Annotated in this window: 21 protein-coding genes, 1 tRNA gene, 4 pseudogenes and 1 riboswitch; of the genes and pseudogenes, 12 read left to right on the forward strand and 14 right to left on the reverse strand. The window is 69.5% G+C overall.

The window, feature by feature from the left end; translation table 11 throughout:
• Positions 1 to 609 precede the first annotated feature (609 nt).
• Positions 610 to 3,519 carry a transglycosylase domain-containing protein gene (locus AC07C1_RS28910; protein ID WP_478943703.1) on the forward strand — a complete coding sequence of 970 codons (2,910 nt, stop codon included), beginning with the start codon at positions 610 to 612 and terminating at the stop codon, positions 3,517 to 3,519.
• Positions 3,520 to 3,540: 21 nt separating this feature from the next.
• On the opposite strand, the gene AC07C1_RS28915 is transcribed toward AC07C1_RS28910, so the two are convergent.
• The 3 genes from AC07C1_RS28915 to AC07C1_RS28925 form a co-directional block, all read right to left on the reverse strand.
• Entirely contained in the window at positions 3,541 to 3,861 is a 321-nt protein-coding gene (locus AC07C1_RS28915) for a DMT family transporter (RefSeq protein ID WP_478943667.1), read from the reverse strand.
• A gap of 33 nt (positions 3,862 to 3,894) precedes the next feature.
• Positions 3,895 to 3,962: riboswitch (guanidine-III (ykkC-III) riboswitch) on the reverse strand.
• A 63-nt stretch (positions 3,963 to 4,025) separates the two neighbouring features.
• The gene (locus tag AC07C1_RS28920; RefSeq protein WP_478943668.1) at positions 4,026 to 4,385 is read right to left on the reverse strand and encodes a GroES family chaperonin; all 360 of its coding nucleotides are present in this window, start codon (positions 4,383 to 4,385) and stop codon (positions 4,026 to 4,028) included.
• Positions 4,386 to 4,441: 56 nt separating this feature from the next.
• Entirely contained in the window at positions 4,442 to 4,771 is a 330-nt protein-coding gene (locus tag AC07C1_RS28925) for a DUF3618 domain-containing protein (RefSeq protein ID WP_478943669.1), read from the reverse strand.
• A 93-nt stretch (positions 4,772 to 4,864) separates the two neighbouring features.
• Here AC07C1_RS28925 and bcp point away from each other — a divergent pair, with 93 nt between their 5' ends.
• Together bcp and AC07C1_RS28935 are read left to right on the forward strand one after the other, a co-directional pair.
• On the forward strand, positions 4,865 to 5,332 hold the full coding sequence (gene bcp, locus AC07C1_RS28930) for a thioredoxin-dependent thiol peroxidase (protein WP_478943671.1): 468 nt from the start codon (positions 4,865 to 4,867) through the stop codon (positions 5,330 to 5,332).
• Positions 5,333 to 5,371: 39 nt separating this feature from the next.
• Positions 5,372 to 5,455, forward strand: a tRNA-Leu gene (locus AC07C1_RS28935).
• Positions 5,456 to 5,476: 21 nt separating this feature from the next.
• Here the strand turns inward: AC07C1_RS28935 and rdgB are convergent.
• Both rdgB and AC07C1_RS28945 read right to left on the reverse strand, forming a co-directional pair.
• The gene (gene rdgB / locus AC07C1_RS28940) at positions 5,477 to 6,079 is read right to left on the reverse strand and encodes an RdgB/HAM1 family non-canonical purine NTP pyrophosphatase (RefSeq protein WP_478943672.1); all 603 of its coding nucleotides are present in this window, start codon (positions 6,077 to 6,079) and stop codon (positions 5,477 to 5,479) included.
• 26 nt (positions 6,080 to 6,105) lie between these two features.
• Positions 6,106 to 7,437, reverse strand: a complete 1,332-nt coding sequence (locus AC07C1_RS28945; RefSeq protein ID WP_478943674.1) for an SGNH/GDSL hydrolase family protein — start codon at positions 7,435 to 7,437, stop codon at positions 6,106 to 6,108.
• 196 nt (positions 7,438 to 7,633) lie between these two features.
• On the opposite strand from AC07C1_RS28945, the gene AC07C1_RS28950 reads away from it, so the two are divergent.
• On the forward strand, positions 7,634 to 9,007 hold the full coding sequence (locus tag AC07C1_RS28950) for a DUF445 domain-containing protein (protein WP_478943675.1): 1,374 nt from the start codon (positions 7,634 to 7,636) through the stop codon (positions 9,005 to 9,007).
• A gap of 162 nt (positions 9,008 to 9,169) precedes the next feature.
• Positions 9,170 to 10,774 carry an MFS transporter gene (locus AC07C1_RS28955; RefSeq protein ID WP_478943677.1) on the forward strand — a complete coding sequence of 535 codons (1,605 nt, stop codon included), beginning with the start codon at positions 9,170 to 9,172 and terminating at the stop codon, positions 10,772 to 10,774.
• A gap of 212 nt (positions 10,775 to 10,986) precedes the next feature.
• Here the strand turns inward: AC07C1_RS28955 and AC07C1_RS28960 are convergent, their stop codons facing one another.
• Complete coding sequence (locus AC07C1_RS28960) at positions 10,987 to 11,436, reverse strand: hypothetical protein (protein WP_478943678.1); 450 nt, start codon at positions 11,434 to 11,436, stop codon at positions 10,987 to 10,989.
• Between the two features lie 153 nt (positions 11,437 to 11,589).
• Here AC07C1_RS28960 and AC07C1_RS28965 point away from each other — a divergent pair, with 153 nt between their 5' ends.
• Entirely contained in the window at positions 11,590 to 12,549 is a 960-nt protein-coding gene (locus AC07C1_RS28965; RefSeq protein WP_478943680.1) for a GlxA family transcriptional regulator, read from the forward strand.
• Positions 12,550 to 12,788: 239 nt separating this feature from the next.
• Here the strand turns inward: AC07C1_RS28965 and AC07C1_RS28970 are convergent, their stop codons facing one another.
• Positions 12,789 to 13,091, reverse strand: a complete 303-nt coding sequence (locus AC07C1_RS28970; RefSeq protein ID WP_478943682.1) for a hypothetical protein — start codon at positions 13,089 to 13,091, stop codon at positions 12,789 to 12,791.
• Between the two features lie 176 nt (positions 13,092 to 13,267).
• Between AC07C1_RS28970 and AC07C1_RS28975 the strand changes: the two genes are divergently transcribed.
• A complete protein-coding gene (locus AC07C1_RS28975; protein ID WP_478943684.1) occupies positions 13,268 to 13,693 on the forward strand; it encodes an Hsp20/alpha crystallin family protein in 426 nt (141 codons plus the stop codon).
• Positions 13,694 to 13,994: 301 nt separating this feature from the next.
• Entirely contained in the window at positions 13,995 to 14,480 is a 486-nt protein-coding gene (locus AC07C1_RS28980) for a DUF2267 domain-containing protein (protein WP_478943685.1), read from the forward strand.
• Between the two features lie 131 nt (positions 14,481 to 14,611).
• Here AC07C1_RS28980 and AC07C1_RS28985 read toward each other — a convergent pair whose 3' ends face one another.
• Both AC07C1_RS28985 and AC07C1_RS28990 read right to left on the reverse strand, forming a co-directional pair.
• Entirely contained in the window at positions 14,612 to 14,845 is a 234-nt protein-coding gene (locus tag AC07C1_RS28985; RefSeq protein ID WP_478943687.1) for a hypothetical protein, read from the reverse strand.
• A gap of 18 nt (positions 14,846 to 14,863) precedes the next feature.
• On the reverse strand, positions 14,864 to 15,406 hold the full coding sequence (locus tag AC07C1_RS28990; RefSeq protein WP_478943689.1) for an MOSC domain-containing protein: 543 nt from the start codon (positions 15,404 to 15,406) through the stop codon (positions 14,864 to 14,866).
• Between the two features lie 558 nt (positions 15,407 to 15,964).
• Between AC07C1_RS28990 and AC07C1_RS28995 the strand changes: the two are divergent.
• Positions 15,965 to 16,113, forward strand: a pseudogene (locus tag AC07C1_RS28995) (transposase family protein); the annotation flags it as partial.
• 94 nt (positions 16,114 to 16,207) lie between these two features.
• Positions 16,208 to 16,639: a hypothetical protein gene (locus AC07C1_RS29000; protein ID WP_478943691.1), complete on the forward strand. Its 432-nt coding sequence runs from the start codon at positions 16,208 to 16,210 to the stop codon at positions 16,637 to 16,639.
• Between the two features lie 17 nt (positions 16,640 to 16,656).
• On the opposite strand, the pseudogene AC07C1_RS29005 reads toward AC07C1_RS29000, so the two are convergent.
• The 3 genes and pseudogenes from AC07C1_RS29005 to AC07C1_RS29015 form a co-directional block, all read right to left on the reverse strand.
• Positions 16,657 to 16,857: pseudogene (locus tag AC07C1_RS29005) on the reverse strand (transposase); the annotation flags it as partial.
• 116 nt (positions 16,858 to 16,973) lie between these two features.
• Positions 16,974 to 17,993, reverse strand: a complete 1,020-nt coding sequence (locus AC07C1_RS29010; RefSeq protein WP_478943705.1) for an SEC-C domain-containing protein — start codon at positions 17,991 to 17,993, stop codon at positions 16,974 to 16,976.
• A gap of 71 nt (positions 17,994 to 18,064) precedes the next feature.
• Positions 18,065 to 19,540, reverse strand: coding sequence for a glycoside hydrolase (locus AC07C1_RS29015; protein WP_478943693.1), 1,476 nt, complete (start codon positions 19,538 to 19,540; stop codon positions 18,065 to 18,067).
• A 238-nt stretch (positions 19,541 to 19,778) separates the two neighbouring features.
• On the opposite strand from AC07C1_RS29015, the gene AC07C1_RS29020 reads away from it, so the two are divergent.
• Entirely contained in the window at positions 19,779 to 20,585 is an 807-nt protein-coding gene (locus AC07C1_RS29020) for a class E sortase (protein ID WP_478943695.1), read from the forward strand.
• 150 nt (positions 20,586 to 20,735) lie between these two features.
• On the opposite strand, the pseudogene AC07C1_RS29025 reads toward AC07C1_RS29020, so the two are convergent.
• Positions 20,736 to 20,873, reverse strand: a pseudogene (locus tag AC07C1_RS29025) (helix-turn-helix transcriptional regulator); the annotation flags it as partial.
• Between AC07C1_RS29025 and AC07C1_RS29030 the strand changes: the two are divergent.
• Positions 20,860 to 21,891: pseudogene (locus tag AC07C1_RS29030) on the forward strand (IS630 family transposase); the annotation flags it as partial. The pseudogenes AC07C1_RS29025 and AC07C1_RS29030 overlap by 14 nt on opposite strands.
• A 727-nt stretch (positions 21,892 to 22,618) precedes the next feature.
• On the opposite strand, the gene AC07C1_RS29035 reads toward AC07C1_RS29030, so the two are convergent.
• The gene (locus AC07C1_RS29035; RefSeq protein ID WP_478943697.1) at positions 22,619 to 23,107 is read right to left on the reverse strand and encodes a hypothetical protein; all 489 of its coding nucleotides are present in this window, start codon (positions 23,105 to 23,107) and stop codon (positions 22,619 to 22,621) included.
• Positions 23,108 to 23,894 lie beyond the last annotated feature (787 nt).

The raw sequence follows: 23,894 nt of genomic DNA on the forward strand, positions 1-23,894 counted from the left end.
GCGAACACCCGCGCGGGTGACACCGGGGCCACCCGGCCGGACGACCGCCCGCAGTCCTGGAACCGCCCGGCCCAGGACCGGACGACGTCCATCGCCCGAGCACGCCAGGCTGCCCAGGAGGCCCGCACGGACCACACCGCCACGACGGTTTCCGGCGCGGGCCGGGGTGCGGACGGGGCTTCGGCCGGTCCCGCACCTTCGGGCAAGGCGTCGGGCGGGGACGCACCGTCGGGCAAGACTTCGGGCAGGCCCGCGTCCTCGGGCAAGGCCTCGGGTGGAGACGCGGCTTCGGGCAGGCCGGCGGCTCCGGGCAAGGCCTCGGACGGGGGCGGGGTTTCGGGCAAGGCCTCGGGCACGGGGGCCGTTGCCCGTGGCGCTTCGGGTGGGGGCGCAGCTTCCGGCGGGGCTTCGGCCACCGGTAGGGCTGCCACGGGCGGCGGGCGCCCGGCGTCCGGCGCAGACGCGGCCTCCGGTGGTGCTTCGGCTTCCGGCGGGGCCAAGGGCGCCCAGGGTCGTGGCGGTGCCGCCGAGCGCCCCGGCGTGGACGAGTCGCGGGTCACGGGCGCCTCGGCCGCCTCCGGGAAGCCCCAGTCGGCCGAGAGCACCCAGGTGCTTCGGCGCATCACGCCGCCGCGGGGGACTTCGGAGGCCCAGGCGTCCTCGTCGGCCTCCGCGCAGTCGGCGCAGTCCGGTGCGCCCGGTCGGCCCCAGCCCGGCAAGGCGGGCGGCCCGGACCAGGGTGCCGGTGAGAAGGGCGCGCCCGAGACCACGCAGGTTCTCCGGCGCGTCAGCGCGCCCCGCGCAGGTGAGCCGGGCGGTCCCGGCAAGGGGGCCACGTCCTCCCCGGCGGCGGGGCCGAACCCCACCGGCCGTACGCCCCGGACGACCGTTCCCCGTCCGGGTGGCCCGAACCGCGCTGCCCAGGCGGCCGGAGCCGCGGGAGCCGCCGCCGGAGCGAGCGGGGCCGCCCGTGCCGCCGGTGCTGTCGGTGCCGGGTCCGTCGCTGCCCAGGCCGCCTCCGCGGGGGCCGTGGGCGCGGTCGGTGCGGGAGGCCGTACCGGGGCCGGGCGCAAGGGAGACCGTGGGGACCAGCAGGTCTCCGGGGCGAACACCCGGCAGGACACCACCGCACTCGCCTCCGCCTCGGACGGTTCGGCCCCCGCGGGCGGCGGGAAGGGCAGGAAGCCCAAGCGGCCCAAGCGCACCGGCTGGCGGCGGCTCCTCCCCACCTGGCGCATGCTGCTCGGCACCTTCGTGATCGGGATACTCCTGATCATCGGCCTGTTCTTCCTCGGCTACTCGATGGTCAAGATCCCGTCGGCCAACGCCCTCGCGATGAAGCAGAGCAACGTCTACCTCTACGCCGACGGCTCCCAGCTGGCCCGCGACGGCATCATCAACCGCGAGAGCGTGGGCCTCGCCCAGATCTCCAAGGACGCCCAGCACGCCGTTCTGGCCGCCGAGGACCGCGACTTCTACACCGAGTCGGCCGTCGACCCCAAGGCCATGCTCCGCGCCGGCTGGAACACCGCGACCGGCAAGGGCAAGCAGTCCGGCTCCACGATCACCCAGCAGTACGTGAAGAACTACTACCTGGCCCAGGAGCAGACGGTCACCCGCAAGGCCAAGGAGTTCTTCATCTCGATCAAGCTGGACCGGCAGAAGTCCAAGGACGAGATCCTCGAGGGCTACCTCAACACCAGCTTCTTCGGCCGCAACGCCTACGGCATCCAGGCCGCCGCCCAGGCCTACTACGGCAAGGACGCCACCGACCTCGACCCGGCCCGCGCCGCCTACCTCGCCGCGCTCGTCAACGCGCCCAGCGAGTACGACGTCGTCGCCCACCCGGAGAACAAGAAGGCGGCCGTCGCCCGCTGGAACTACGTCCTGGACGGCATGGTCACCAAGGGCTGGCTCAGCGAGTCCAAGCGCGCCGGCCTGAAGTTCCCCATGCCGAAGGAGCAGACGGTCTCCACCGGCCTGTCCGGCCAGCGCGGCTACCTCGTAGAGGCGGTCAAGCACTACCTGACCACCAACAACATCATCGACGCCGACCAGCTCGCGGCGGGCGGCTACCGCATCACGACCACCATCCAGAAGAACAGGCAGGACGCCTTCGTCAAGGCGGTCGACGACCAGCTGATCTCCAAGCTGGACAAGAAGAACCGCAAGGCCGACAACTACGTCCGGGCCGGCGGCGCCTCCATCGACCCCAGGACGGGCAAGGTCGTCGCGATGTACGGCGGCATCGACTACGTGAAGCAGTACACCAACGGCGCGACCCGTGGTGACTTCCAGGTCGGCTCCACGTTCAAGCCGTTCGTGTTCACGTCGGCGGTGGAGAACGGCTCGACCACCCAGGACGGCCGGACGATCACCCCGAACACCGTCTACGACGGCACCAACCAGCGGCCCGTCCAGGGCTGGAGCGGCACGCCCTACGCCCCGGAGAACGAGGACCAGAAGTCGTACGGCGAGATCACCGTGCGCAAGGCCACCGACCTGTCGGTGAACGCGGTGTACGCCCAGATGGCCGCCGACGTCGGGCCCGACAAGGTCAAGCAGACCGCGGTCGACCTCGGCATCCCCTCCGACACCCCGGACCTCTACCCGTCCCCGTCCATGGCCCTCGGCACCGCGAACGCCAGCGTCCTCGACATGACGGAGGCGTACGCGACGCTCGCCAACCACGGCAAGCACGGCACGTACACGATGATCGAGAAGGTCATCAAGGACGGCGTCGACGTCAGGCTGCCCCACGAGCCGGTCAAGCAGGCCGTCAGCCGGGAGGCCGCCGACACCACCACGTCCGTGCTGCGGAGCGTCGTCGACCAGGGCACCGCCACGGCCGCGCAGGCCGCGGGCCGGCCGGCGGCCGGCAAGACCGGTACCGCCGAGAGCGACACCGCCGCCTGGTTCGCCGGCTACACCCCCGACCTGGCCACGGTGATCTCCGTCATGGGCCAGGACCCGGTGACGGCCAAGCACAAGCCGCTGTACTGGACCCTCGGCCAGCCCCGTATGAACGGCGGTGGTCCGCCCACCCAGATCTGGGCCCAGTACACGCGCGCGGCGCTGGACGGCAAGCCGGTCGCCGACTTCGACCTGCAGCTCCAGCAGGGCGCCGACCAGATCCAGGAGCCCCCGGCCACCGGCACGGCCAAGCCCGGCACGGGCGGCCAGGACAACGGCGGCACCACCGACGGCGGGCAGAACGGCGGCGGGGCGACCGCCACTCCGACGAACGGCGGCACCCCGACCGACGGCGGGACCACGACGGACGGCGGGACCACCACGGGCGGCGGGACCACCACCGACGGCGGCCCGACGACCGGCGGCGGGACCACCACGGGCGACGGCACCACGACCGGTGGGGACACCGCCACCGGAGGCGGGGGCCCGGACGGCGGTACGACCGGCGGGGGCACCGCCACCGGAGGCGGGGGCCCGGACGGCGGAGGCGCCGACGGCGGCGGCACCGACACCGGCACCACCCAGGGCGCCGGCGGTCCCCAGTAGCCGGCCGGCGGCGGTGAGACGTCAGTGACCGCTGGTCGCCTTCAGCCCCACCACGGCGACCAGCAGCAGACACACGAAGAACACCCGGGCGGCGGTGACCGGCTCACCCAGCACCACCATGCCGAGCACCGCCGCACCGGCCGCCCCGATGCCCACCCAGACGCCGTAGGCGGTACCGATGGGCAGGGACCTCGCGGCGTACGAGAGCAGCACCATGCTCGCGACGATGCCGGCACCGGTGAACAGACTCGGGACCAGCCGGGTGAAACCCTCGCTGTACTTCATCCCGATCGACCAGCCGACTTCCAGCAGACCGGCGACGACGAGCAGAACCCAGGCCATGACAGACACCTCCGGGACTTCCTGGCGGACGGGGGTGCGTCGTCTTTGCCTTCGGCCCGGTACGGCGCGTCTCGTCGGGCTCCTTCCGAACATAGCAAAGCAACGCGGAAGAGGGCCGGTGACGATGGTCACCGGCCCTCTTCGGCATCGATACAGAGGTTGGATCAGAGATACAGCCCCGTGGAGTCCTCCGACCCCTCGAAGCGGTCGGCCGCGACGGCGTGCAGATCACGCTCCCGCATGAGCACGTACGCCACGCCCCGCACCTCGACCTCGGCCCGGTCCTCCGGGTCGAACAGGACGCGGTCGCCCGGCTCCACGGTCCGTACGTTCTGGCCGACCGCGACGACCCCGGCCCACGCCAACCGCCGCCCGACCGCCGCGGTGGCGGGAATCAGGATGCCCCCACCCGACCGCCGCTCACCCTCACCGGTCTCCTGCTTGACCAGAACGCGGTCGTGCAGCATCCGGATGGGGAGCTTGTCGTGCTGGGGGGTGCTGTGCTCGTTTCTCTTGGCGCTCACACCCTTGAACCTACCTGTCTTCACCGCGTCTGTACGTGCCCGGGTGGCCGCCCGGCTCAGTCCTTGCGCCGCCGGGACCCGAACGCGACCAGACCCACGACCCCGACGACGACGAGCGCGACCGGCACCACCCGCTCCAGCCGGGGTGCCCCCTCGTCGTCCACGAACCGCGCCCGCAGCTCGGTCACCGCCCGATTGACCTGCACATACGCCCGCCCGACGGTGTGATCGATGTTCGCGACCACCTTGGCCTTCGCGTCCCCGACGATGGTCTTGGGATGCACGCGCACCCCGATCTCGTCGAGCGTCTCGGCCAGCACTTCGCGGCGGCGCCTGATGTCCGCCTCGATCTGCGCCGGGGTTCTGGTGTCCGACGTGTCCGCCACCGTACGGCCTCCGAAGTCTCCTGATGCTGTTCCGAACAGTCTGTCAGCTCATCGCCGCGCCGCACCGCAAGGCCCCCCGGTTACGCTGGCCCGATGAGCGAGCGACTCCAGCCGGGTGACGTGGCCCCCGCCTTCACCCTCCCCGACGCCGACGGCAACGAGGTCTCCCTGTCGGACCACAAGGGCCGCAGGACCATCGTCTACTTCTACCCCGCCGCCCTCACTCCGGGCTGCACCAAGCAGGCCTGCGACTTCACGGACAACCTGGAGGTCCTCGCCGGTGCCGGCTACGACGTCATCGGCATCTCCCCGGACAAGCCGGAGAAGCTCGCCAAGTTCCGCGAGAAGGAGTCCCTGAAGGTCAGGCTGCTCGCCGACCCGGACAAGAAGGTCCTCGAGTCCTACGGCGCCTTCGGCGAGAAGAAGCTCTACGGCAAGACGGTCGTCGGCGTCATCCGCTCCACGGTCGTCGTGGACGAGGAGGGCAAGGTCGAACGCGCCCTGTACAACGTGAAGGCCACCGGCCATGTAGCCAAGATCATCAAGGATCTGGGCATCTGAGTCCGCTGCCCGGCCGCTAGCATGGCCGGGCAGCACCAGGCGGCCGTGGTGGAATTGGCAGTCACGCTGGGTTTAGGTCCCAGTGGGGTAACTCCCGTGAGGGTTCGAGTCCCTCCGGCCGCACCGCAGTTCAGCTGCCGGCGTTCAGCCGAGCAGCTCCCGGACCACCGGCACCAGCGCCCGGAACGCCTTCCCCCGGTGGCTGATCGCGTTCTTCTCCCCGGGGCTCAGCTCGGCGCAGGTCCGGCTCTCGCCCTCCGGCTGGAGGATCGGGTCGTAGCCGAAGCCGTTCGTGCCGACGGGCGCATGCCGCAGGACGCCCCGCAGCTGTCCCTCCACCACCCGTTCCGTGCCGTCCGGCAGGGCCAGCGCCGCCGCGCAGGCGAAGTGGGCGCCCCGGTGTTCCTCCGCGATGTCGGAGAGCTGGGCGAGGAGCAGGTCCAGGTTGGCCTTGTCGTCGCCGTGGCGGCCGGCCCAGCGGGCGGAGAAGATGCCCGGGGCGCCGTTCAGGACGTCGACGCAGAGACCGGAGTCGTCGGCGACGGCGGGCAGGCCCGTCGCCTGGGCGAGGGCGTGTGCCTTGAGCAGCGCGTTCTCGGCGAACGTGACGCCGGTTTCCTTGACGTCGGGGACGTCGGGGTAGGCGTCGGCACCGATCAGCTCGTGCGGCAGGCCTGCTGCGGCGAGGATCGCCCTGAGTTCGGTGATCTTTCCGGCGTTGCGGGTGGCGAGGATCAAGCGGGTCATGCCCGCCAGTATTCCTCGCCCCCGCGCTACAGCTCCGCCTGGCCCGCGCCCGCGAGGGTGGTCAGGTCGAAGACACCGGCCATCCTGGCGTAGCCCAGGTCGCTGGGGTGCAGGTGGTCGCCGGAGTCGTACGCGGGGCGCAGGCGGCGGGGGTCGTACGGGTCGCGCAGGGCCTTGTCGAAGTCGACGACCGCGTCGTACACACGACCGGCCCGGATCTGCGCGTTGACCCGCTGCCGCACCGCCTCGCGGGCCGGGGTGCAGCCGCGGTGGCCCTCGAAGGGCATCAGGGTGGCGCCGACGACCTTCAGGCCGCGCGCGTGGGCCTGGCGGACGAGGGTGCGCAGACCGTCGGAGATGCGGCCCGGGTCGGCGAGCCCGGGGTTGCGCAGGATGTCGTTGATGCCGAGGTCGATGACGACGACCTTGACGTTGGTGCGGGAGAGCGCGTCGCGGCCGAAGCGGCCGAGGCCGCTCTGGTTCTCGGCGGGCCGTCCGAGGCCGTCGGCGAGGACCTGGTTGCCGCTGATGCCCTCGTTCACGACGCTGTAGCGGGGCAGCCGCTGCCCGCCGACGAGGGCGGTGCGCAGCCGCCCGGCGAGGATGTCCGGCCAGCGGTGGTTGGCGCCGACGCTGGAGGTGACGCCGTCGGTGAGGGAGTCGCCGAAGGCGACGACGGTGCCGTAGGCCTCGTTGCTGAGGACGTCCAGGGCCGTCAGATAGCGCCAGTACAGGGTCTGTTGGGCGTACGGCGTGCCGGTGGAGTCCTCGGTGCGGTCGCCGGTGGCGACGTAGGAGACCTGCCGGGCGCGCGGGTGGTAGGTGACCGGGCCGGACGGGGTGGGGGAGTAGGTGGTGACCAGCACGTCACTGTCGCGCGGGACGACCACGCGTACGGCGTCGCTGACGACCTGTCCGCCGGCGGGGATGACGACACCGGTGCCGCCGTCGAAGGTGAGACGCCGCATCGTGGTCGCGTCGGCGGCGGCCGTGCCGTCGCCCGCCGAGAGGGCGAGGGAGGCGTGCGTGATGGTCAGCGGTGACTGGCCGTAGAGATTGGACAGCGTGATCCGGGCACTCGTACCGCCGGTGCCCGCGTGGACGACGTTGCGGACGGAGCGGCCCGCCATGCCGGCGGCCTCGGTGCCCGGCTCGCCGCCGACGGGCGCGGTGGACCAGGAACCGACCCAGGTGCCGGTGGAGGCGGGAGCGGCGGCGGAGTCGTGGTGGGGACGGTTGTCGGCGAGGGTGCCGGGGGTGCCGTCGTCGGCCGCCACGGTGACGTATATGACGGCGGACAGTGCGATGACGAGTGCGACGAGCGCGCCCAGTACTGCATAACCATGACGCTTGGTCACGCTGTTGTTGTTCTCCTCGGGAGATGGGAGCCCGAGGCTCCGATCCGATGAGTCCATGATGCGTCATGGACTGGAGAGGTCTGACAGGGCCCTGCCCAAAACCCCCTTCCAGTCAGACGCCGGGAACTCCTGTTTCGTTCCGGGAGTCGGTCAGGAAGGGACAATTGTGTGCGGGATCACCGAACGGGTGGAGCTGATGGAACCTACCGAGACGGGAACACCGGGAACGGGAGCACGGGGGAGGGGAGTACCGGGTACGACTGGCCCGGGTACTGCTGCCGCGGCGCGCGTGGCGTCGTACCGGACCATGACGGCCTTCACCCCGGCCGACGAGGAGCGCCGGCGCGGGGTGCGGCGCATGAAGCTCACGGCGACCGGGATGCTGCTGTTCGTGGCGGTGGTCTACGTCCTGGCCGAGCTGGCCTCGCACGAGGGCGCCGGGGCGTGGGCGCGCTATGTGGCCGCGGCCGCCGAGGCAGGCATGGTGGGCGCGCTGGCGGACTGGTTCGCGGTCACTGCCCTGTTCCGGCACCCGCTGGGGCTGCCCATCCCGCACACCGCGATCATCCCCACCAAGAAGGACCAGCTGGGCGTCTCGCTGGGCGAGTTCGTCGGCGAGAACTTCCTGTCCCAGGACGTCGTACGGCAGCGGCTGCGCGCGGTCGGCATCGGCAGCCGGCTGGGTGCCTGGCTGGCGGAGCCGGAGCACGCGGACCGGGTGACGGCCGAGCTGGCGACCGCGCTGCGGGGCGCGCTGACGGTGCTGCGGGACTCGGATGTGCAGGCGGTCGTCGGCGAGGCGATCACGCGGCGCGCGGACGCGCAGGAGATCGCTCCGGGCATCGGCAAGATGCTGGAGAAGGTCGTCGCGGACGGCGGGCACAAACGGGTGGTGGATCTGGTGGTGGCCCGCGCGCACGACTGGCTGGTGCTGCACCGGGACGACGTGATGGTCGCCGTGGAGGGGGGCGCGCCCGGCTGGACCCCGCGGTTCGTCGACAAGAAGGTCGGCGAGCGGGTCTACAAGGAGCTGCTGCGGTTCGTCACCGAGATGCGGGACATGCCCTCCCATCCGGCGCGCGGGGCGCTGGACCGGTTCCTCACGGACTTCGCCTCCGACCTGCAGTCCGACACGGACACGCGGGCGCGGGTGGAGCGGCTCAAGGGCGAGGTGCTGGGCCGGGGCGAGGTGCAGGACCTGATCGCCTCCGCGTGGACGGCCGTACGGTCCATGATCGTGGCGGCCGCGGACGACGAGCACAGCGAGCTGCGGCAACGGGTGCGGGCCGCGCTGCTGTCCCTGGGCGCGCGGATGGCGACCGAGCCGAAGGTGCAGGACAAGGTCGACAGCTGGGTGGAGGGCGCGGCGGTGCACGTCGTGACGACCTACCGCAAGGAGATCACCTCGCTGATCACCGACACGGTGGCGGGCTGGGACGCCGAGCACACGACGCGCAAGATCGAGGCCCACATCGGCCGCGACCTGCAGTTCATCCGGATCAACGGCACGGTGGTCGGGTCACTGGCGGGGCTGGTGATCTATGCGGTCTCGCGGGTGGTGAGTGGGTGAGGGGGTGGCGCGTGAGCCACGCGAGCGGCGTGAGTCACGTGAGCCGTGGAGTCCTGTCACCCCTGACCCGGCTGCACGGTGGGCCTGAAACCGCAGGACACGGGCACCCGTCTTGCCGTCCCCTCGCCCATGAGGGGACGTCCTTCGACGAGGAGGGAGCCCATGACCACAGCCGAGGCACCGTCTCCGGAGACCGGCCGGACCATCACCACGCGTATCCCCGCCCGGCTCGACCGCCTGCCCTGGTCCCGCTGGCACTGGACGATCGTCATCGGCCTGGGGACCGTGTGGATCCTCGACGGCCTGGAAGTCACGGTCGTCGGCAACATCGCGAGCCGGCTGGCCGAGCCCGGCAGCGGTCTGTCGATCACCTCCGGGCAGGTCACCGGTGTCGCGGCCGCGCTGTATGTGGCCGGCGCCTGCTTCGGCGCCCTGTTCTGGGGCCGCCTGACGGACCGCTTCGGCCGCAAGAAGCTCTTCATGATCACCCTGGCGGTGTACCTGGCGGCGACCGCGCTGACGGCCGTGTCCTGGGAAGCCTGGTGGTTCTTCCTGTTCCGCTTCCTGACCGGCTTCGGCATCGGCGGCGAGTACGCGGCGATCAACTCCGCGATCGACGAGCTGATCCCGGCGAACTACCGCGGCCGGGTGGACCTGATCATCAACGGCAGTTTCTGGCTGGGCGCGGTCGGCGGTTCGCTGCTGTCGATCGTCGCGCTCGACACCGACCTGCTCGCGAAGAACGTCGGCTGGCGGCTGACCTTCGCTCTGGGCACCGTCCTCGCCCTGGTCATCCTGCTCGTACGACGGCACGTCCCCGAAAGCCCACGCTGGTTGCTGATCCACGGCCGGGACCGGGAGGCGGAGGAGATCGTCTCCGGCATCGAGCGGCAGATCGAGGCGGAGAAGGGCGAACCGCTCCCCGAGCCGCAGGGCGAGCTGGAGATCCACCAGCGCAAGAGCGTGAGTTTCCTGGAGATCGCCCGAACGGTCTTCGGCCAGTACCGCAAGCGCGCCGTGCTCGGCTTCTCCCTCTTCATCGGCCAGGCGTTCCTGTACAACGCGATCACCTTCGGCTTCGGCGCGATCCTGACCAAGTTCTTCGACGTGCCGTCCGGCCACACCGGCTATTACTTCGCGGTGATCGCGGTCGGCAACTTCTGCGGTCCGCTGCTGCTCGGCAAGCTGTTCGACACGGTCGGCCGCCGGGTCATGATCTCGTCGACGTACCTGCTCTCCGGCCTGTTGCTGTTCGGCACGGCCTGGCTGTTCGACCGGGGTTCGCTCAGCGCGGGCACGCTCACCGCCTGCTGGTGCGCGGTGCTGTTCTTCGCCTCCGCGGGTGCTTCCAGCGCCTATCTGACGGTGTCGGAGATCTTCCCGATGGAGACGCGGGCGATGTCCATCGCCTTCTTCTACGCCCTCGGTACCGCGGCCGGCGGCATCAGCGGCCCGCTGCTGTTCGCCCACCTCACGGACACCGGGAAGGTCGGTGACACGGTCCTCGCCTTCTCGATCGGCGCGGCTCTGATGTGCGTCGCCGGCCTGGTCGCGGCGGTCCTCGCGGTACCGGCGGAGCGCCGTTCCCTGGAGGACATCGCCCGCCCGCTGACGGCGGCGGCGAGCCGGGCCAAGGCGGCCACGAAGAGCGCCCGTCCGTCCCGCCGGACGCCGGGCGGGGGCGCGAGCGTGGGCACGGGCACGAGCGCGGGCACAGGCGCCCAGGGGAACACCCAGGGGCCGCCGCCGGCATCGAGCAGGCCGTAACCGCCGGGCGCCTGCGGAAGTAGGCGGTAACCGTCAGGCGCCTGTCGGACCACCTCGTGGTCGCCGGGCGCCTGACGGAGCGGCCGTGACCGTCAGGCGCCTGTCGGAGCAGGTCGAAAGCGCCGGGCGCCGGTCGGAGCGGCCGTGCTTGTGTGGTGCCTGCCGGAGCGGCCGTGCTTGTGTGGTGCCTGCCGGAGCGGCCGGCGACCCCGTCAGGCGCCTGTCGTGGAGCCCGGCCGGACGATCATCAGGATCGTCACGGTGGCCCACAGCAGGTTGAACAACCCGGTGAACATCGCGAGCCGCGCGGTCTGCCGGACCGTACCGCCGCCCTCCACGAACGCGGTCTGGACCGGCAGCACCAGCGCCCCGAGGACGAGGGCGGCGAGGGCCGTCAGCGCGATGGACACGATCAGCCAGGCGCTGCCTAGCACGCCCATCCGGCTCGCGGTGGCGAAGCCGAAGACCGGGACGACGACGCCGACGACGGCGTACACCCGGCAGATCCGGTAGAGCAGCCGGAGGGTGCCGGTGGCACCGGCATCGTCGGGGGCGGTGAGGGCGCGGCGCGCGGTGGGCGGGAACATGCTCGCGGCGACGGTGACGGGTCCGACGGTGACGATCGCGGCGAGGACGTGGACGGCGAGGAGGAACTTGGTCACGGCGGTGACGGTAGGCGGGCGGGGGTTCTCGCAGAAGTGGCGGGAGTGCCAGGGGCCGACGGATTCTCGCCAGGCGTTCTTCAGTGGCTGTGAGCTGCTGCTCCCCTGAGGGGTGCCGTCGGCGGTGATCCGTCGCAGGCCTACGATCCCGCCATGCACACCGTGGCCGTACTGGCGCTGGACGGGGTCATCCCGTTCGATCTGTCCGCCCCCATCGACACCTTCGGCTGGGCGCGGTTGCCCGACGGCCGGGTGCCGTACCGGGTGCGGGTGTGCTCGGTGCGCGAGGAGGTGAGCGCGGGCGCCTTCACGGTGCGGGCGCCCTACGGCCTCGACACGCTCGCCGAGGCCGACACGATCATCCTGCCGGGGGTCGCGGAACCGTCACGGGCGCTGCCGCCCGGCGTCGCGGAAGCCCTCTGCGCGGCGGCGGCGAACGGTACGCGCATCGCCTCCATCTGCGTCGGCGCGTTCCTCTTCGCGGCGACGGGCCTGCTGGACGGCCTGCGCGCGGCGACCCACTGGATCGCGGCCCCGGACCTGGCCGAGCGCCACCCGGAGGTGACCGTCGACCCGAACGTCCTGTACGTCGACAACAGCCAGTTCCTCACCTCGGCGGGCGCGGCCGCGGCACTGGACATGTGCCTGCACATGATCCGCAGGGACTTCGGCTCGGCGGTCGCCACGCACGCGGCCCGGATGTCGGTGATGCCGCTCGAACGGGAGGGCGGACAGGCGCAGTTCATCGTCCACGACCTGCCCCCGGCCTCCGCCGGAGCGACCCTGGAGCCCGTGCTGGCCTGGCTGGAGGACCACTGCAACCGTGATCTGACGCTGGACGAGATCGCGGCGCGGGCCGGCATGAGCACCCGCACCCTCAACCGCCGCTTCCGCGAGCAGACCGGCACGACACCGCTGCAGTGGCTGCACCGGGCGCGGGTACGGCGGGCCCAGTACCTGCTGGAGACGACGCCGTACCCGGTGGAGCGGATCGCCGCACAGGCCGGTTTCGGCTCCCCGACGGCTTTCCGGGAACGCTTCCGCCGGGTGGCCGGAACGAGTCCGCAGGCCTATCGGAGGGCGTTCCGGGCGGGGGAGACGGTGGGGTCGTAGAGTCCGGGACCCGGGAGTCCGGAGCCTGGAGTCCGAGATCCGGGAGTCCGGACCTTGGAGTCCGAGACCAGGGGCCCGAGATCCAGGGGCCCGAGATCCAGGCGCCCGAGATCGAGGCGCCCGGGATCCGGGTCACTGGGCTCCCGGGCAACCGGGCTCCCGGCGCCTGGATCCGGGCGTCCGGGGTCCCGCGGTCGTCCGGTTGTGCCGGCTGCTGTGCCGGCTGCTGTGCCGGCTGCTCAGGCCTTGCGGTCGGCGACGGCCCAGGAGGCGAGGGCGACGGCGCCGGCGACGCCGAGGACGGACGGCCAGGCGCCGACCTTCTTCGCCAGCGGGTGCGACCCGGCGAACGCGGCGACGTACGCGGCGGTCAGCGCGCCCGCGGCCTTCCCGCCCGCCTGCTTGCGCCACTGCTGCGCCGCGGCGGTGCCCGCGACGGCCAGAACGGCCCCGCCGAGCTGCCGCTTCCTCGTCCAGCGGGCGACGCCGTAACCGCCGACGAGCCCACCGGCGGCGACGACCGCGCTGGGAACCTTGGCCATGAGTGCCTCCTCGTAATCCCCGTGTCTGCTGTCTGCCCCGAGGTCCGAATCGAGGCTAACTCGCAGGTCGGGCCGTCACCCGAACCTGAGTCGAGGCTTGTCAAGTTTCTACCGGCGAGCTATATAAGAAGTCGTAGGGCATCGCACCCAGTCCCAGAAGAGAGGAGTGACCCGTGATGCTCATGCGCACGGACCCGTTCCGCGACTTCGACCGCCTCGCGCAGCAGGTCTTCGGCAACACCGCCCGCACGTCCGCCATGCCGATGGACGCCTACCGCGCCGGCGACGACTTCCTGGTCCACTTCGACCTGCCCGGCATCGACCCCGAGACGATCGAGCTGGACGTCGAGCGCAACGTCCTCAACGTCCGAGCCGAGCGCCGCAACCCCGCCCCCGAAGGTGCGGAGATGCTGCTCGCCGAACGGCCCACGGGCACCTTCACCCGCCAGCTGTTCCTCGGCGAGACCCTCGACACGGACCGCATCGACGCCTCGTACGAGGCCGGCGTCCTGACCCTGCGCATCCCGGTGGCCGAACAGGCGAAGCCACGCCGTATCCAGATCAGCGGCGGCCAGGGCGAGCGCAAGCAGCTCAGCGGCTGACCGGCCGCCCCGCGACCGCTGATCCCAGCCACGCGTCCCGGGCCCGAGCGGGACCGGGACGCGCCGCTGCGCACGCACCGGGAGTCCCGCCGCCCCGCGACGAGCATCGTGACCCACGACGAGACCTACGCGTCACGACGCTCGCGTCACGGCGGGGTTCAGTCCCACCGCGACCAGAACCCACCCCACAGGCCGCAGCACACCACATGCCGCACATTGGCCGAACTCCCGCTCATACCCGCTGCATTACGGGGTACCGGGCTTCCGGTGTCCCGACGTGTCCGGAGGAGGAGCCAGCACGATGACCGTGACGACCCCGCAGCCGAGAACGACCATCCCCGCCCCGTCCCCGTCCCTGCGCCCCGCCGCCCCTGACATGGCCGAGGACGTCGGCTGGCTGGAGCTGACGGACGCGGTACGCGAGGCGGGGCAGTACGCGACGAGGGCGGAGGCGGAGCGCGTCACCCGCATCGTTCTCTCGGCTCTGGGCGGCCATGTGACCGGCGAGGAACGGGTATCCCTCGCCCAGGCCCTCCCCCGGGAGGCGGGCCGCGTGATCGCGTCCCAGATTCCGGCAACCCACCGCGTGACCGCTCGCGAGTTCGTCGAGTCGGTGGCGACCCGCATCGAGGGCTCGACCCCCGCGACGGCCCGCTGGGACGTCAGCTCGGTGCTCGGCGTCCTGGCGGACAGGATCGGCGACCCCCTGACCAACCGCCTCCTCGCCCAACTCCCCCCGGGCTACGCCCTCCTGTTCGGCCGAGCGGACCTGGCGGCGACGGCCTGACCCCGAACCCATGGCACCGGGCGCCGCACACCCCCTGGCGGCGCCCGCCCGCGCTGTCGGACCGGGGCTGCGCGTCAACCAGCCGGGCACCACCCCACCTGCCCCCGGCGATGCCGCATCTCGGCACACGGTCAGCTCGCGCTCATTCCCCGCTCGGGCCAGCTGCCCCTCTCCTCATACAGTGAGTTGATCTTCCGCGAGGCCTGGAGGAACAGGTGGTCGACGGCACCGTCGAGCGGCTTCGAGGAGCGGGTCACCGTGTCCATGCACAGCCGGCGGTCCATCTCGGCCGGATCCGGACCGAAGGAGTAGCAAACACCTCCCGGCCGTTCGGGGTCCCTCTCGAAGTAGACAAGCGCGGCCACAACCACACACCCCCGAGATCAAACTCGCTCAAGCGCCCGATGAGGCCCCGCGGGAAGCTCGACCCGGATCGCATCACCGGGCCGCACAACACCTCCCACCAGGACCACACTCATGATCCCGCTCTTGTAGGTGACCTGGCCGTCCTCCGCGCGCCCCACGACCTGCTTCAGCAGCCCCTGCTGGAAGTCGTCGATCTGCGCGCAGGGATTCCGCCGTCCGGTCACCTCGACGACGGCCTCGTCCCCGATCCGCAGCAGCGCTCCCGTGGGCAGCCCGTGCAGATCGATCCCGCGGGTGGTGATGTTCTCGCCAAGCTCCCCGGGCCCCACCCGGAACCCGGCACCCACGACCTCGTCGAACAACTCCTCATGAATGAGGTGCACCTGCCGGAGATTCGGCTGAGTCGGATCCTGCTTGACCCGAGACCGATGCTTGACGGTCACCCCGGCATGCACGTCCCCCTCCACCCCGAGCCCGGCGAGCAAGGTGATGCTCTCCCGGTTGGGCTTGGTGAAGGAGTACTCCCCATTACTACTGACCGCCGTGACCGTCCCACCCATGCCTGCCCCCAACTCCCGTCGTCCCGCCCAAGATCTCCCCGACCCTAACGCCCACCCCACACCGGACGTAAGGCCCGCCGATCTGGCCGGTGAGGAGGACACGTGCGTAGCCGTACGCCCAGCCGGAAGGTGCGAGAAGGACCTTGCCATCTGGCGGAGCCGCAGTGAGCGTTTTCCAATCTCACGCCGATACGTGGTGCAGCACGAGGACGGCCTTCGCTGCATATCGGTGTGGCGTATCGACCGCGGCCCCCCGACGCCGGCCAGCTTCAGTAGTACCGCCCGGACCGCGCCCGTGGTCACCGGCACGTATGTTGACGCAGACGGCTCGGTTAGCGGCCTGGAAGTCGACCGGGACACCGCTGGTGAGATCGGTAAGGGTATCGCTACCGGCGTTGGCATAGGCGTGGTGGTACTCGGCGTCGCCGGCTCAGCCGTTGCCACTCCGTAAGACCGTCGGCACCACACCGTAATATCAACACTCCATGGCACCCCAGGGGCCGCTCGCCGACGCCTCCTGAGCCCTCGAAAAGGGAGTAGTACACATGGGGTACTGATCTCATTCATCTCCGGAACGGCCAGCCCTACGCCCAGCCCCGGTCGGATTCGGTATCGGAACCACGACCGTCTACCGGTACGTCACCGAGACCGTCGAACTCCTGGCCGCACTCGCGCCCACGCTCGCCGAGGCAGTCCGAGCAGCATCCATGACGACGACGTACGGATCACGTCTGATCCGATGCCCAAAGTCCGCCAGACGTGAGACAGTTCAGGCCAACGACGGCGAGGGGGCTGCGAAGGATGTCGACCTGGAACGGATTCGGCACCACGTATCGGGGCTTCAGCTACCCGAATCGTGACGGCAGTCACCACGCCACCCAGTGGGCCGTGCTGCTCTTTCTGCCGGTGATCCCCTTGCGTCGGCATCGCCTGACCGTCGGCGACTCGTCCTACACGCAGTTCGGAAACGGCAGTACCTCGGTCACCCACTACGCGGTGCACGAGGAGACGCCGCTCGTCGGTGGAGAGATACTGCGCACCTATCTGACCTGGTGGGTCATTGGCCCGCTGATCGTTTTCGGGCCCCCCGCACTGGTGCTGTGGCTCGTCGGCGACGGCATCGGATTTATGACCTATTTCCTCCTCCTGGCCGGCTGCGTCACCTGGTGCATCTGGGTGGGCGCGGCTATGGAGAAGCGCAACCGCAGGGAGCGCGCGCTGCCTCCGGGGTAGCCGCCCCAGGGAGTCGTGGGAGGTACCCCCCACTGGATGCCGGTGTGCAGGACGTACAAGATCGCGCACAGCACATCCCGGTCCGGCAACGGCTTGCATCCGGGATGGCGAATGCGCCGCTCACGCTGTGGCAGCAACGGTTCCAGACGTCCCACAACTCATTCGACACGATCCACGGCGATCCCCACGCCTGACCGAACGTTCACCTCCCTCCCCAGGCACGGCCATCACGGTCGATCCATCTCTTTGTGTTAGCCGTTGTAAGGGCAGGGGGCAGGGGGCAGGGGGCAGGGGGCAGGACCTCAGTGTTGGACTGGTGTCGGGGCTGAGTTACTTACTCGCCCCCGTGGCAGTCTCCATATCCCCGCCCAGCACCACACCAGCACCCCGCACCCCTCTGCGGCGGCCAAGCCACAGCCCGCCCCCGCGCCGCCAGGATCGTCGCGTATTGGGGGAGGAGAGTCGCGTCCTCCGGGGAGGAGCTTTCCGATGCCGCGAACGCCTCGTACGACGGGACCGTGCCCGTGACGATGCCCAGGTTCGGGGTGCCGGACGTGGAGAGCTCGCGGAGAGAGGACTCTATGGTCGCGAGGTGTTCCTCGTGGGAGGGGTACTCCGCGGCGAGGGTGGGGTACGTCGACAGCAGTTCCCGCAGTTCGGGTGCCGGCCAGTGCAGGATCGCCACGGGGAAGGGGCGGGACAGGGCCTCGCGGTAGGCGCCGAGTTCCGCGCGGAGGCGGGTGATCTCCGCCTCGAGTTCCGCCGGGTTCTCCGAGCCCAGGGACCACACGCGTTTCGGGTCGTGGAGTTCGTCCAGGGAGACCGGCGCCGCGGAACCGTGGAGGGTGTCCGCCAGGGTGTCCCAGTCGTCGTGCGGAAGGCCCTGCATGCGGCGGACGCGGTGGCGGCCGTAGAGGAGGGGGCGGGTGCCGGCGGGGGGTTCCGTCTCGCTCGTCAGCAGGAGACGCGCGCCCTCCGTGAACGTCTCCGCCGCCGCCTCCAGCTCGTCGTGGGACTCCAGGGCCTCGGCCACGATCACCCAGGGCGCCGGGTCCCGCGGGGCGGCCGCGCGGATGCCCTCGATGATCGCCCTCGCCTCGGCCTCGTGGCCGTACTCCCACAGGTTCGACGCCTTCAGGGCGCGGATCAGGGGAGGGTTGTCCAGTCTCTCGGCGGACGACAGCAGGCGGTCGTAGAGCGCGGTGGCCGCGGGGCGGTCGCCGGACAGTTCCAGGTGGGCCGCTGCGCGCAGGAGCAGGGCCTCGGCGTCCTCGGGATACAGTCCGGCGGTCCGCTCCAGGCGTGCCGCTTCGGCGGTGTGGTCGACGTTCTCGGCAGGCGTGTCGGGGCGCATGGGGGACACCGTACTGCCGAGCACCGACAGGAGGGAGTAAGGGCCGGCCATCGGCTCTCCGTCGAGATCGCCTACGGTGTCACGCCCTCCACCTGCAGCGTCTGGACCGACTTCGCCGCGAAGGGGACAGACAGGGATTTTCCGGAGAGGTACGTGTCCGTGTGGGGGGTGTAGCGGTCCGAGCCGCCTGTCGTGACCGTGTTCCAGCGGGGGACCAGGCCGCCCGGGCCGCCGGTCGCGGAGGAGAAGCGGGAGAGGTCGAAGGTCAGGGTCTGGGGAGAGGCGGACGTGTTCGCGGCCACCAGCACCAGGCGTTTCGCCGTTCGGTCCAGTGCTGCCGCCGCATAGCTCACCCCCGTGTCCAGGATCGTCATGCCGGGACGGATGTGCCGGGTGAATTGTGCCAGTACGTAGTACTTGGTCTGGACTGCTCCCGGCTGGAGGGTGGCGGGGTCGTACGCGATCGCCGCCCAGCCCGCGCTCGGGTCCATCACCTGCCAGTAGACCCATGCCGTGGGGTGCAACCAGCGGAAGTCGTAGAGCAGGTTGCCTGCCAACGTCAGGCCTGTGGCGTCGCCGTCGCCGGTCTCCGAGTTCCACAGGGCCTTGCCGGACGTCGTCACCACGTCCGTGTAGAGGAGGTCGCGACGCCCGCCGGCGCCCTGGTAGCCGTGGACGTTGACCCGGTCGACGCAGCCCTTCGTCGTCGAGGAGAAGGAGTTCCACGTCGTGCGGGCCAGGTCGTAACCCGTTTCGTCCGAGGCCGAGATCCTGGTGCCGGTCAGGTCGCGCTTGTCCAACTCGCCGCGCAGGTAGGGGAGTACGGCTGACTGGACGCTCGCGTCGACGTGGCAGCCCTCCTGGGTGCCCGTCGCCGTCCACCAGGCCGAGGAAGGTTCGTTGAAGGCCTCCACCGTCGCGAAGTTCACGCCCCAGTTCTGTTTCGCGTACAGGGCGACCGAGGCGAGGTGGGAGGCGTGCTGACGGTAGTTCCAGGACTGGAGGTTGTTGCCGCCGTCGGCCGCGCCGGACGGGTTGTGGTTCGCACACATCCACCACATGGGGGAGTTGGCGAACAGTTCCGTGGTCGCGCCGCGTCGGGTCGCCTTCACGAGCATCGCGCGCTGGGTAGCGTCCGCCGTCCATTTCCAGGACGCGGAGGCCGGGTCCTCGTTCGCCCAGTCCTGCCAGTAGCCCTCGATCTGCTTGTACGCGGGGACGTTGGGGGACGCGGCCATCGACTCGCCGTTCACGCTGTTCCAGCTGCACGCGCCCAGGTTGTAGCGGGCGATGTTCAGGCCCAGGCCGGGCAGCTGTGTCCCGGTGTATGCCGTCGTCCTCGTGGGGAAGAAGATGTCGGCGAAGTCGTCCCGCCCGCCGAAGACGTTCGCCCACCAGGCCAGGGATGTGCCCCAGCCCTCCCAGGTTCCGTAAGCGGTCGACGGATTGACCGTTATCGTCGCGTCGGCCCGGGCCGTGCCCGTGGCCAGGGCGCTGCCGAGAAGGCCACCGCCCGCGGCGGCGAGCAGGGTTCTGCGTCGGATCATGGCTTCTCTGCCTCTCCGTGCGGCTTCGGCACCGCGTCCCCGGAGCGGTGCCGGCTCGTCCCCCCGGCATGTCGACAGCAGGAAGCATCGAGGGTGGCGGGTGGGATTGTCGAGAGTTGCGACAGCCCTTTCTAAAACCGGTTGAGGAAGCGGGGCGCGGACTCGGATCCCTTGCGGCTCTGGCCAGTTGGGGGCGATGCGCCTATCTTGCGTGCGGCTCCGGTGGAGGTGGGTGCGGATGCGGGCGTCGGCGGGCGTGCGGGTCGTCGGGCACAGCGATCGCCGTAGGCGTGCGCGGCGACGGCGCGCGTTGTGGAGCGGGGGCGAGCTGCTCGTCACCGTGGGTGTGCTGCTCATGCTGCTGGTCGTGCACCAGCTGTGGTGGACCAACCGGGAGGCGCGGCGCGGGGCCGAGCGGAAGGTGGAGGCGCTGGAGCGGGAGTGGGGGAACGGCCGCGCCGACGGCGGCACCGGCGCGGATACTGTCACCGGCGCGGATACCGGCGCCGGCTCGCGTACGACCCACGCTCCCGCGGGCACCCCGAAGGTGCCGGCGCCGCAGCGGTCGTACACCCCTGTCGTGCAGCCCCGGCGATCCCAGGCGTATGCCGTGCTCACCATCCCCCGACTGCGCCTCCGCGTTCCCGTCGCCGAGGGCGTGAGCAAGGCCGGCGTCCTCAACAAGGGGTACGTGGGGCATTACCGCGGCACCCAACAGCCGGGGCAGGCCGGGAACTTCGCCCTCGCCGGGCACCGGAACACGCACGGCGAGCCCTTCCGGTACCTGCCCCGGCTGCGGCCCGGGGACGACATCGAGGTGGAGACGCGGTCGTCGACGTACACGTACGACGTCGACAAGGTGCTGCCGCGGACCTCGGCGACGGACTCGGGGGTCCTCCGGCGCGTCCCGCGCTCCCTCGTCCGGGCCGGCCACGGGTACGACGAGCCGGGCTACTACATCACCCTGACCACCTGCACCCCCGAATTCACCTCGCGCTACCGGATGGTGGTGTGGGGGAAGCTCGTTTCCATGCGGCCTAGGTGACGTGCGTGCGGTTACTTGCCCAAGGTCGCGCCCTGTACCCCGGGCGCGTGCCCACCGTGCGCCATTACCGGGTGTCTCATCCTCTTGTGCAGTCATGAGGATGGTTGTGGGCACCCGCAGGGCCTGTGCCAGTCGGCGCGCAGTCTCCAGGCGTGTGTCAGCCCGCTCCCCTTGCTCCAGTTTCCGGATCAAGGAGAGCGACACGCCGGACTCGCTCGCCAGCTGACGCTGCGTCATGGCGCGCCGCTTACGCACTTCCTGGAGCCGCTTGCCAATGTCGGCACTCATGACCGATGCCCAGCGGGCCGTGCTGGAGGGCTGGGTGCGTCGCCGCACGACGGCTCAGGCGCTGGCCCAGCGGTCGCGGATCGTGCTGAAGTGCGCCGACGGGCACTCGATCATGGAGGTGTCACGTCGGCTGCGGGTCACTCCGGACACGGTCCGCACCTGGCGGCGGCGCTTTCTCGAACGTGGGCTGGACGGCCTGTCCGACGAGCCGCGGCCCGGTGTCCCGCGGAAGATCACAGACGCGGACGTCGAGCGGGTCATCGTCAAGACGCTCGAGGAGAAACCGAAGAACGCCACCCACTGGTCGACGAGGTCGATGGCGGCGGCCACGGGCATGTCCCAGTCCGCCATCTCCCGGATCTGGCGGGCATTCGCGCTGGCGCCGCACCGCTCGCAGACGTTCAAGCTCTCCACGGACCCGCTGTTCATCGACAAGGTCCGGGACGTGGTGGGCCTCTATCTCGACCCGCCGGAGAAGGCGCTGGTCCTCTGCGTGGACGAGAAGTCACAGATCCAGGCCCTGGACCGGTCCCAGCCCGTGTTGCCGATGGTGCCCGGCGTGCCCGAGCGCCGCAGCCACGACTACGTCCGGGCCGGCACCACCACCCTGTTCGCGGCGCTGGAGGTCGCCACGGGGAAGGTGATCGGTTCTCTCCACCGGCGCCACCGGGCGGTGGAGTTCAAGAAGTTCCTCGCCAAGCTCGACAAGGAAGTCCCCGCCGACCTCGACGTGCATCTGATCCTGGACAACTACGTCACCCACAAGACGCCCACGATCAAGCAGTGGCTGCTGGCACACCCGCGCTTCCACCTGCACTTCACACCGACGAGTTCGTCCTGGCTGAACCTGGTGGAACGTTGGTTCGCCGAACTCACGCAGAAGAAACTCAAGCGTGGCGTCCACCGCTCCGTCCAGGCCCTGGAACGCGACATCCGCAGCTGGCTCACCGACTGGAACGAACACCCCCGCCCCTACGTCTGGACGAAGACCGCCGACGAGATCCTCGACAAAGTCGCCGCCTCATCACGATCTACAGCTGGAGTACTAACGAACTCGGCGCCCCTACTTACTGTGACCGTTTCTGGACCTGCGAAAGAATGCTTTCGCGCGTTTCCCGCGAGCCAATGATTACAATAAGATTTCCAGCATGCCTGCGAGGCTCATTGGTGGAGACACTGCCCCGCCGCTCAGTAGTAGATCCGCGATCTGGAGAGGAATAGTCAATCACCATTGCCGACCTGCTGCAGGCCAGTGAGGCCCATAGTCCCGATCCGCTCGCACCAGCCGCCGAGGCGAAACTGTAGGGGCCGGCAGGATAGCTTGCACTCCCTTCCGATGCATTTTTCAACCGGGCCGAAGTAATATGGATCGGCGATCGGTTAGGGTTTTGCGCGTCAACCACTCGAAGCCCGCATGAATCGCCCTGAATGTACGCAACCAGACGGTAGGAACCCTGCCGAATTTCACCTACCACTTTAGGAGGGTGAGACTCAGGAGGGAATTCATTCGCCGCAATAATGCTCTCTTCACTCGAGTCGATCGACTTGAGCTGAGTCAAAGGTGTGAATTGGTCGACGGAGGGCCCATCCGCAATACCCTTTCCTCCTCCCGTACAACCGATACACGAGATCGAAAGGGTGACCCCTAGGAGTAGGCTCCGCAGTATCCGCACTAATCAGCCACCCTTTCACATCTCATGATCCTCAGCGCCCTCGGCGCCGGGGGCGCTGCCCTAAACGGTTAGCTAGCCCAGCCACTGGTTAAAGCATACGCCGACTGGCTTATACACGTCCACCGCATAGATCCCAGGGGACGGCATACCGCGTTCGACGACGACCCGGTAATGATGCAAGAGAGTGTATGCCTCGACGGTGCCAAACTTGTTTTTGGGAACCTCGTAACGGGTCTCGTTTGTGACCCTGTAGGTTTTCGTCACACTAAATCCGACAGAGGTAGAAATAACCCCATAACTGACCCCGGCCTCGCCACTGAGAACTACCGATCTTTCCTTATTAATGGAAAGCACTAGAGTGGTTTTTCCGTGGCCGCTCGTCTTCCCAATCACTTCGGTGCTACATGACTCACCTAGATCAGTCCTCTTCACACCCTGCGACTGATCTGGAGCCGAAGGGAGTGATTGTTCATCATCGGCGTTTCGCTTGATCGTCAACTGGGCGCCGGGCTTGAGAAGGTTTTCAGGTATCTTCGTCCCCGGCTCGAAGAATCGATTCACGGGACTATCATCACTCGCCCCACTCTGAGCCAGAGCTGGCGTCGCCGAATCAATCGCGAGTACTGCCCCCATGGCGACTGCACCGACGAGCGCGCCAACCCTTGTTATACGTTTCATTACTCCCCCAGAGGGTCGTGATCCTGATCTGTCGACACACCTTGGTCATGGATGCGACTTTTGCCTGCAACTAACCGACATCACATGAGACCGTAAATGCGGAGTTCCTTAACATAAATCTCCGACATTCGGCAAGCTACCTCGCCATTAAGCCAGAGTTTTAAGTACCGGTGCACAGAGGGGAATTTAGCAAGCGCCCAAAGTGCGCGTCAATGAAATTGAGATGAAGTTGAGAATGGAATGATTTATTCCGTAAGTAATTCCCGGTTCACGGATTTGAGTTTACGGATTCGGCCAAAAGGGGCTGTGCCGTTCTGGCCAAGCCATGCACCGACACCCCCTCCGTGACGGCCAGCCCAGAGCCCGGCAACGCTCCCGGCCTCGGTGATCCGACCCGTGCGGACTGTCGCCACCACTTCTCCCACAGGCCATCACACCGCCGCCATCCCGGCCTCGGCTGCATCCCGGCGGGCAGTGCATGCACTCGGAGGACGGCCGGTCGCCACAACTAGGTGTAGGCGGCCGGCGATCAATCGGACTTCACCGGGCGGGTCCGGGCGCTTCAAGCCGCCTAATACTCCAGCTGTAGATCGTGATCTTTATGTCTGGGATGCGGCTTGTCGCTGGTAATGGCTGGTGCGGGATCGCTGCTGATGTCGGCGTCGCCAGT

This window comes from Streptomyces sp. NPDC045022 (assembly GCF_056432605.1).

Excerpts from the sequence above, each read along its gene's own strand:
- AC07C1_RS28915 (WP_478943667.1), bottom strand. The coding sequence starts at position 3,861 with ATGGCCTGGGTTCTGCTCGTCGTCGCCGGTCTGCTGGAAGTCGGCTGG.
- bcp (WP_478943671.1), top strand. The coding sequence starts at position 4,865 with ATGAGCGAGCGACTCCAGCCGGGTGACGTGGCCCCCGCCTTCACCCTC.
- rdgB (WP_478943672.1), bottom strand. The coding sequence starts at position 6,079 with ATGACCCGCTTGATCCTCGCCACCCGCAACGCCGGAAAGATCACCGAA.
- AC07C1_RS28950 (WP_478943675.1), top strand. The coding sequence starts at position 7,634 with ATGGAACCTACCGAGACGGGAACACCGGGAACGGGAGCACGGGGGAGG.
- AC07C1_RS28955 (WP_478943677.1), top strand. The coding sequence starts at position 9,170 with ATGACCACAGCCGAGGCACCGTCTCCGGAGACCGGCCGGACCATCACC.
- AC07C1_RS28965 (WP_478943680.1), top strand. The coding sequence starts at position 11,590 with ATGCACACCGTGGCCGTACTGGCGCTGGACGGGGTCATCCCGTTCGAT.
- AC07C1_RS28970 (WP_478943682.1), bottom strand. The coding sequence starts at position 13,091 with ATGGCCAAGGTTCCCAGCGCGGTCGTCGCCGCCGGTGGGCTCGTCGGC.
- AC07C1_RS28975 (WP_478943684.1), top strand. The coding sequence starts at position 13,268 with ATGCTCATGCGCACGGACCCGTTCCGCGACTTCGACCGCCTCGCGCAG.
- AC07C1_RS28980 (WP_478943685.1), top strand. The coding sequence starts at position 13,995 with ATGACCGTGACGACCCCGCAGCCGAGAACGACCATCCCCGCCCCGTCC.
- AC07C1_RS28990 (WP_478943689.1), bottom strand. The coding sequence starts at position 15,406 with ATGGGTGGGACGGTCACGGCGGTCAGTAGTAATGGGGAGTACTCCTTC.
- AC07C1_RS29000 (WP_478943691.1), top strand. The coding sequence starts at position 16,208 with ATGTCGACCTGGAACGGATTCGGCACCACGTATCGGGGCTTCAGCTAC.
- AC07C1_RS29010 (WP_478943705.1), bottom strand. The coding sequence starts at position 17,993 with ATGCGCCCCGACACGCCTGCCGAGAACGTCGACCACACCGCCGAAGCG.
- AC07C1_RS29015 (WP_478943693.1), bottom strand. The coding sequence starts at position 19,540 with ATGATCCGACGCAGAACCCTGCTCGCCGCCGCGGGCGGTGGCCTTCTC.
- AC07C1_RS29020 (WP_478943695.1), top strand. The coding sequence starts at position 19,779 with ATGCGGGCGTCGGCGGGCGTGCGGGTCGTCGGGCACAGCGATCGCCGT.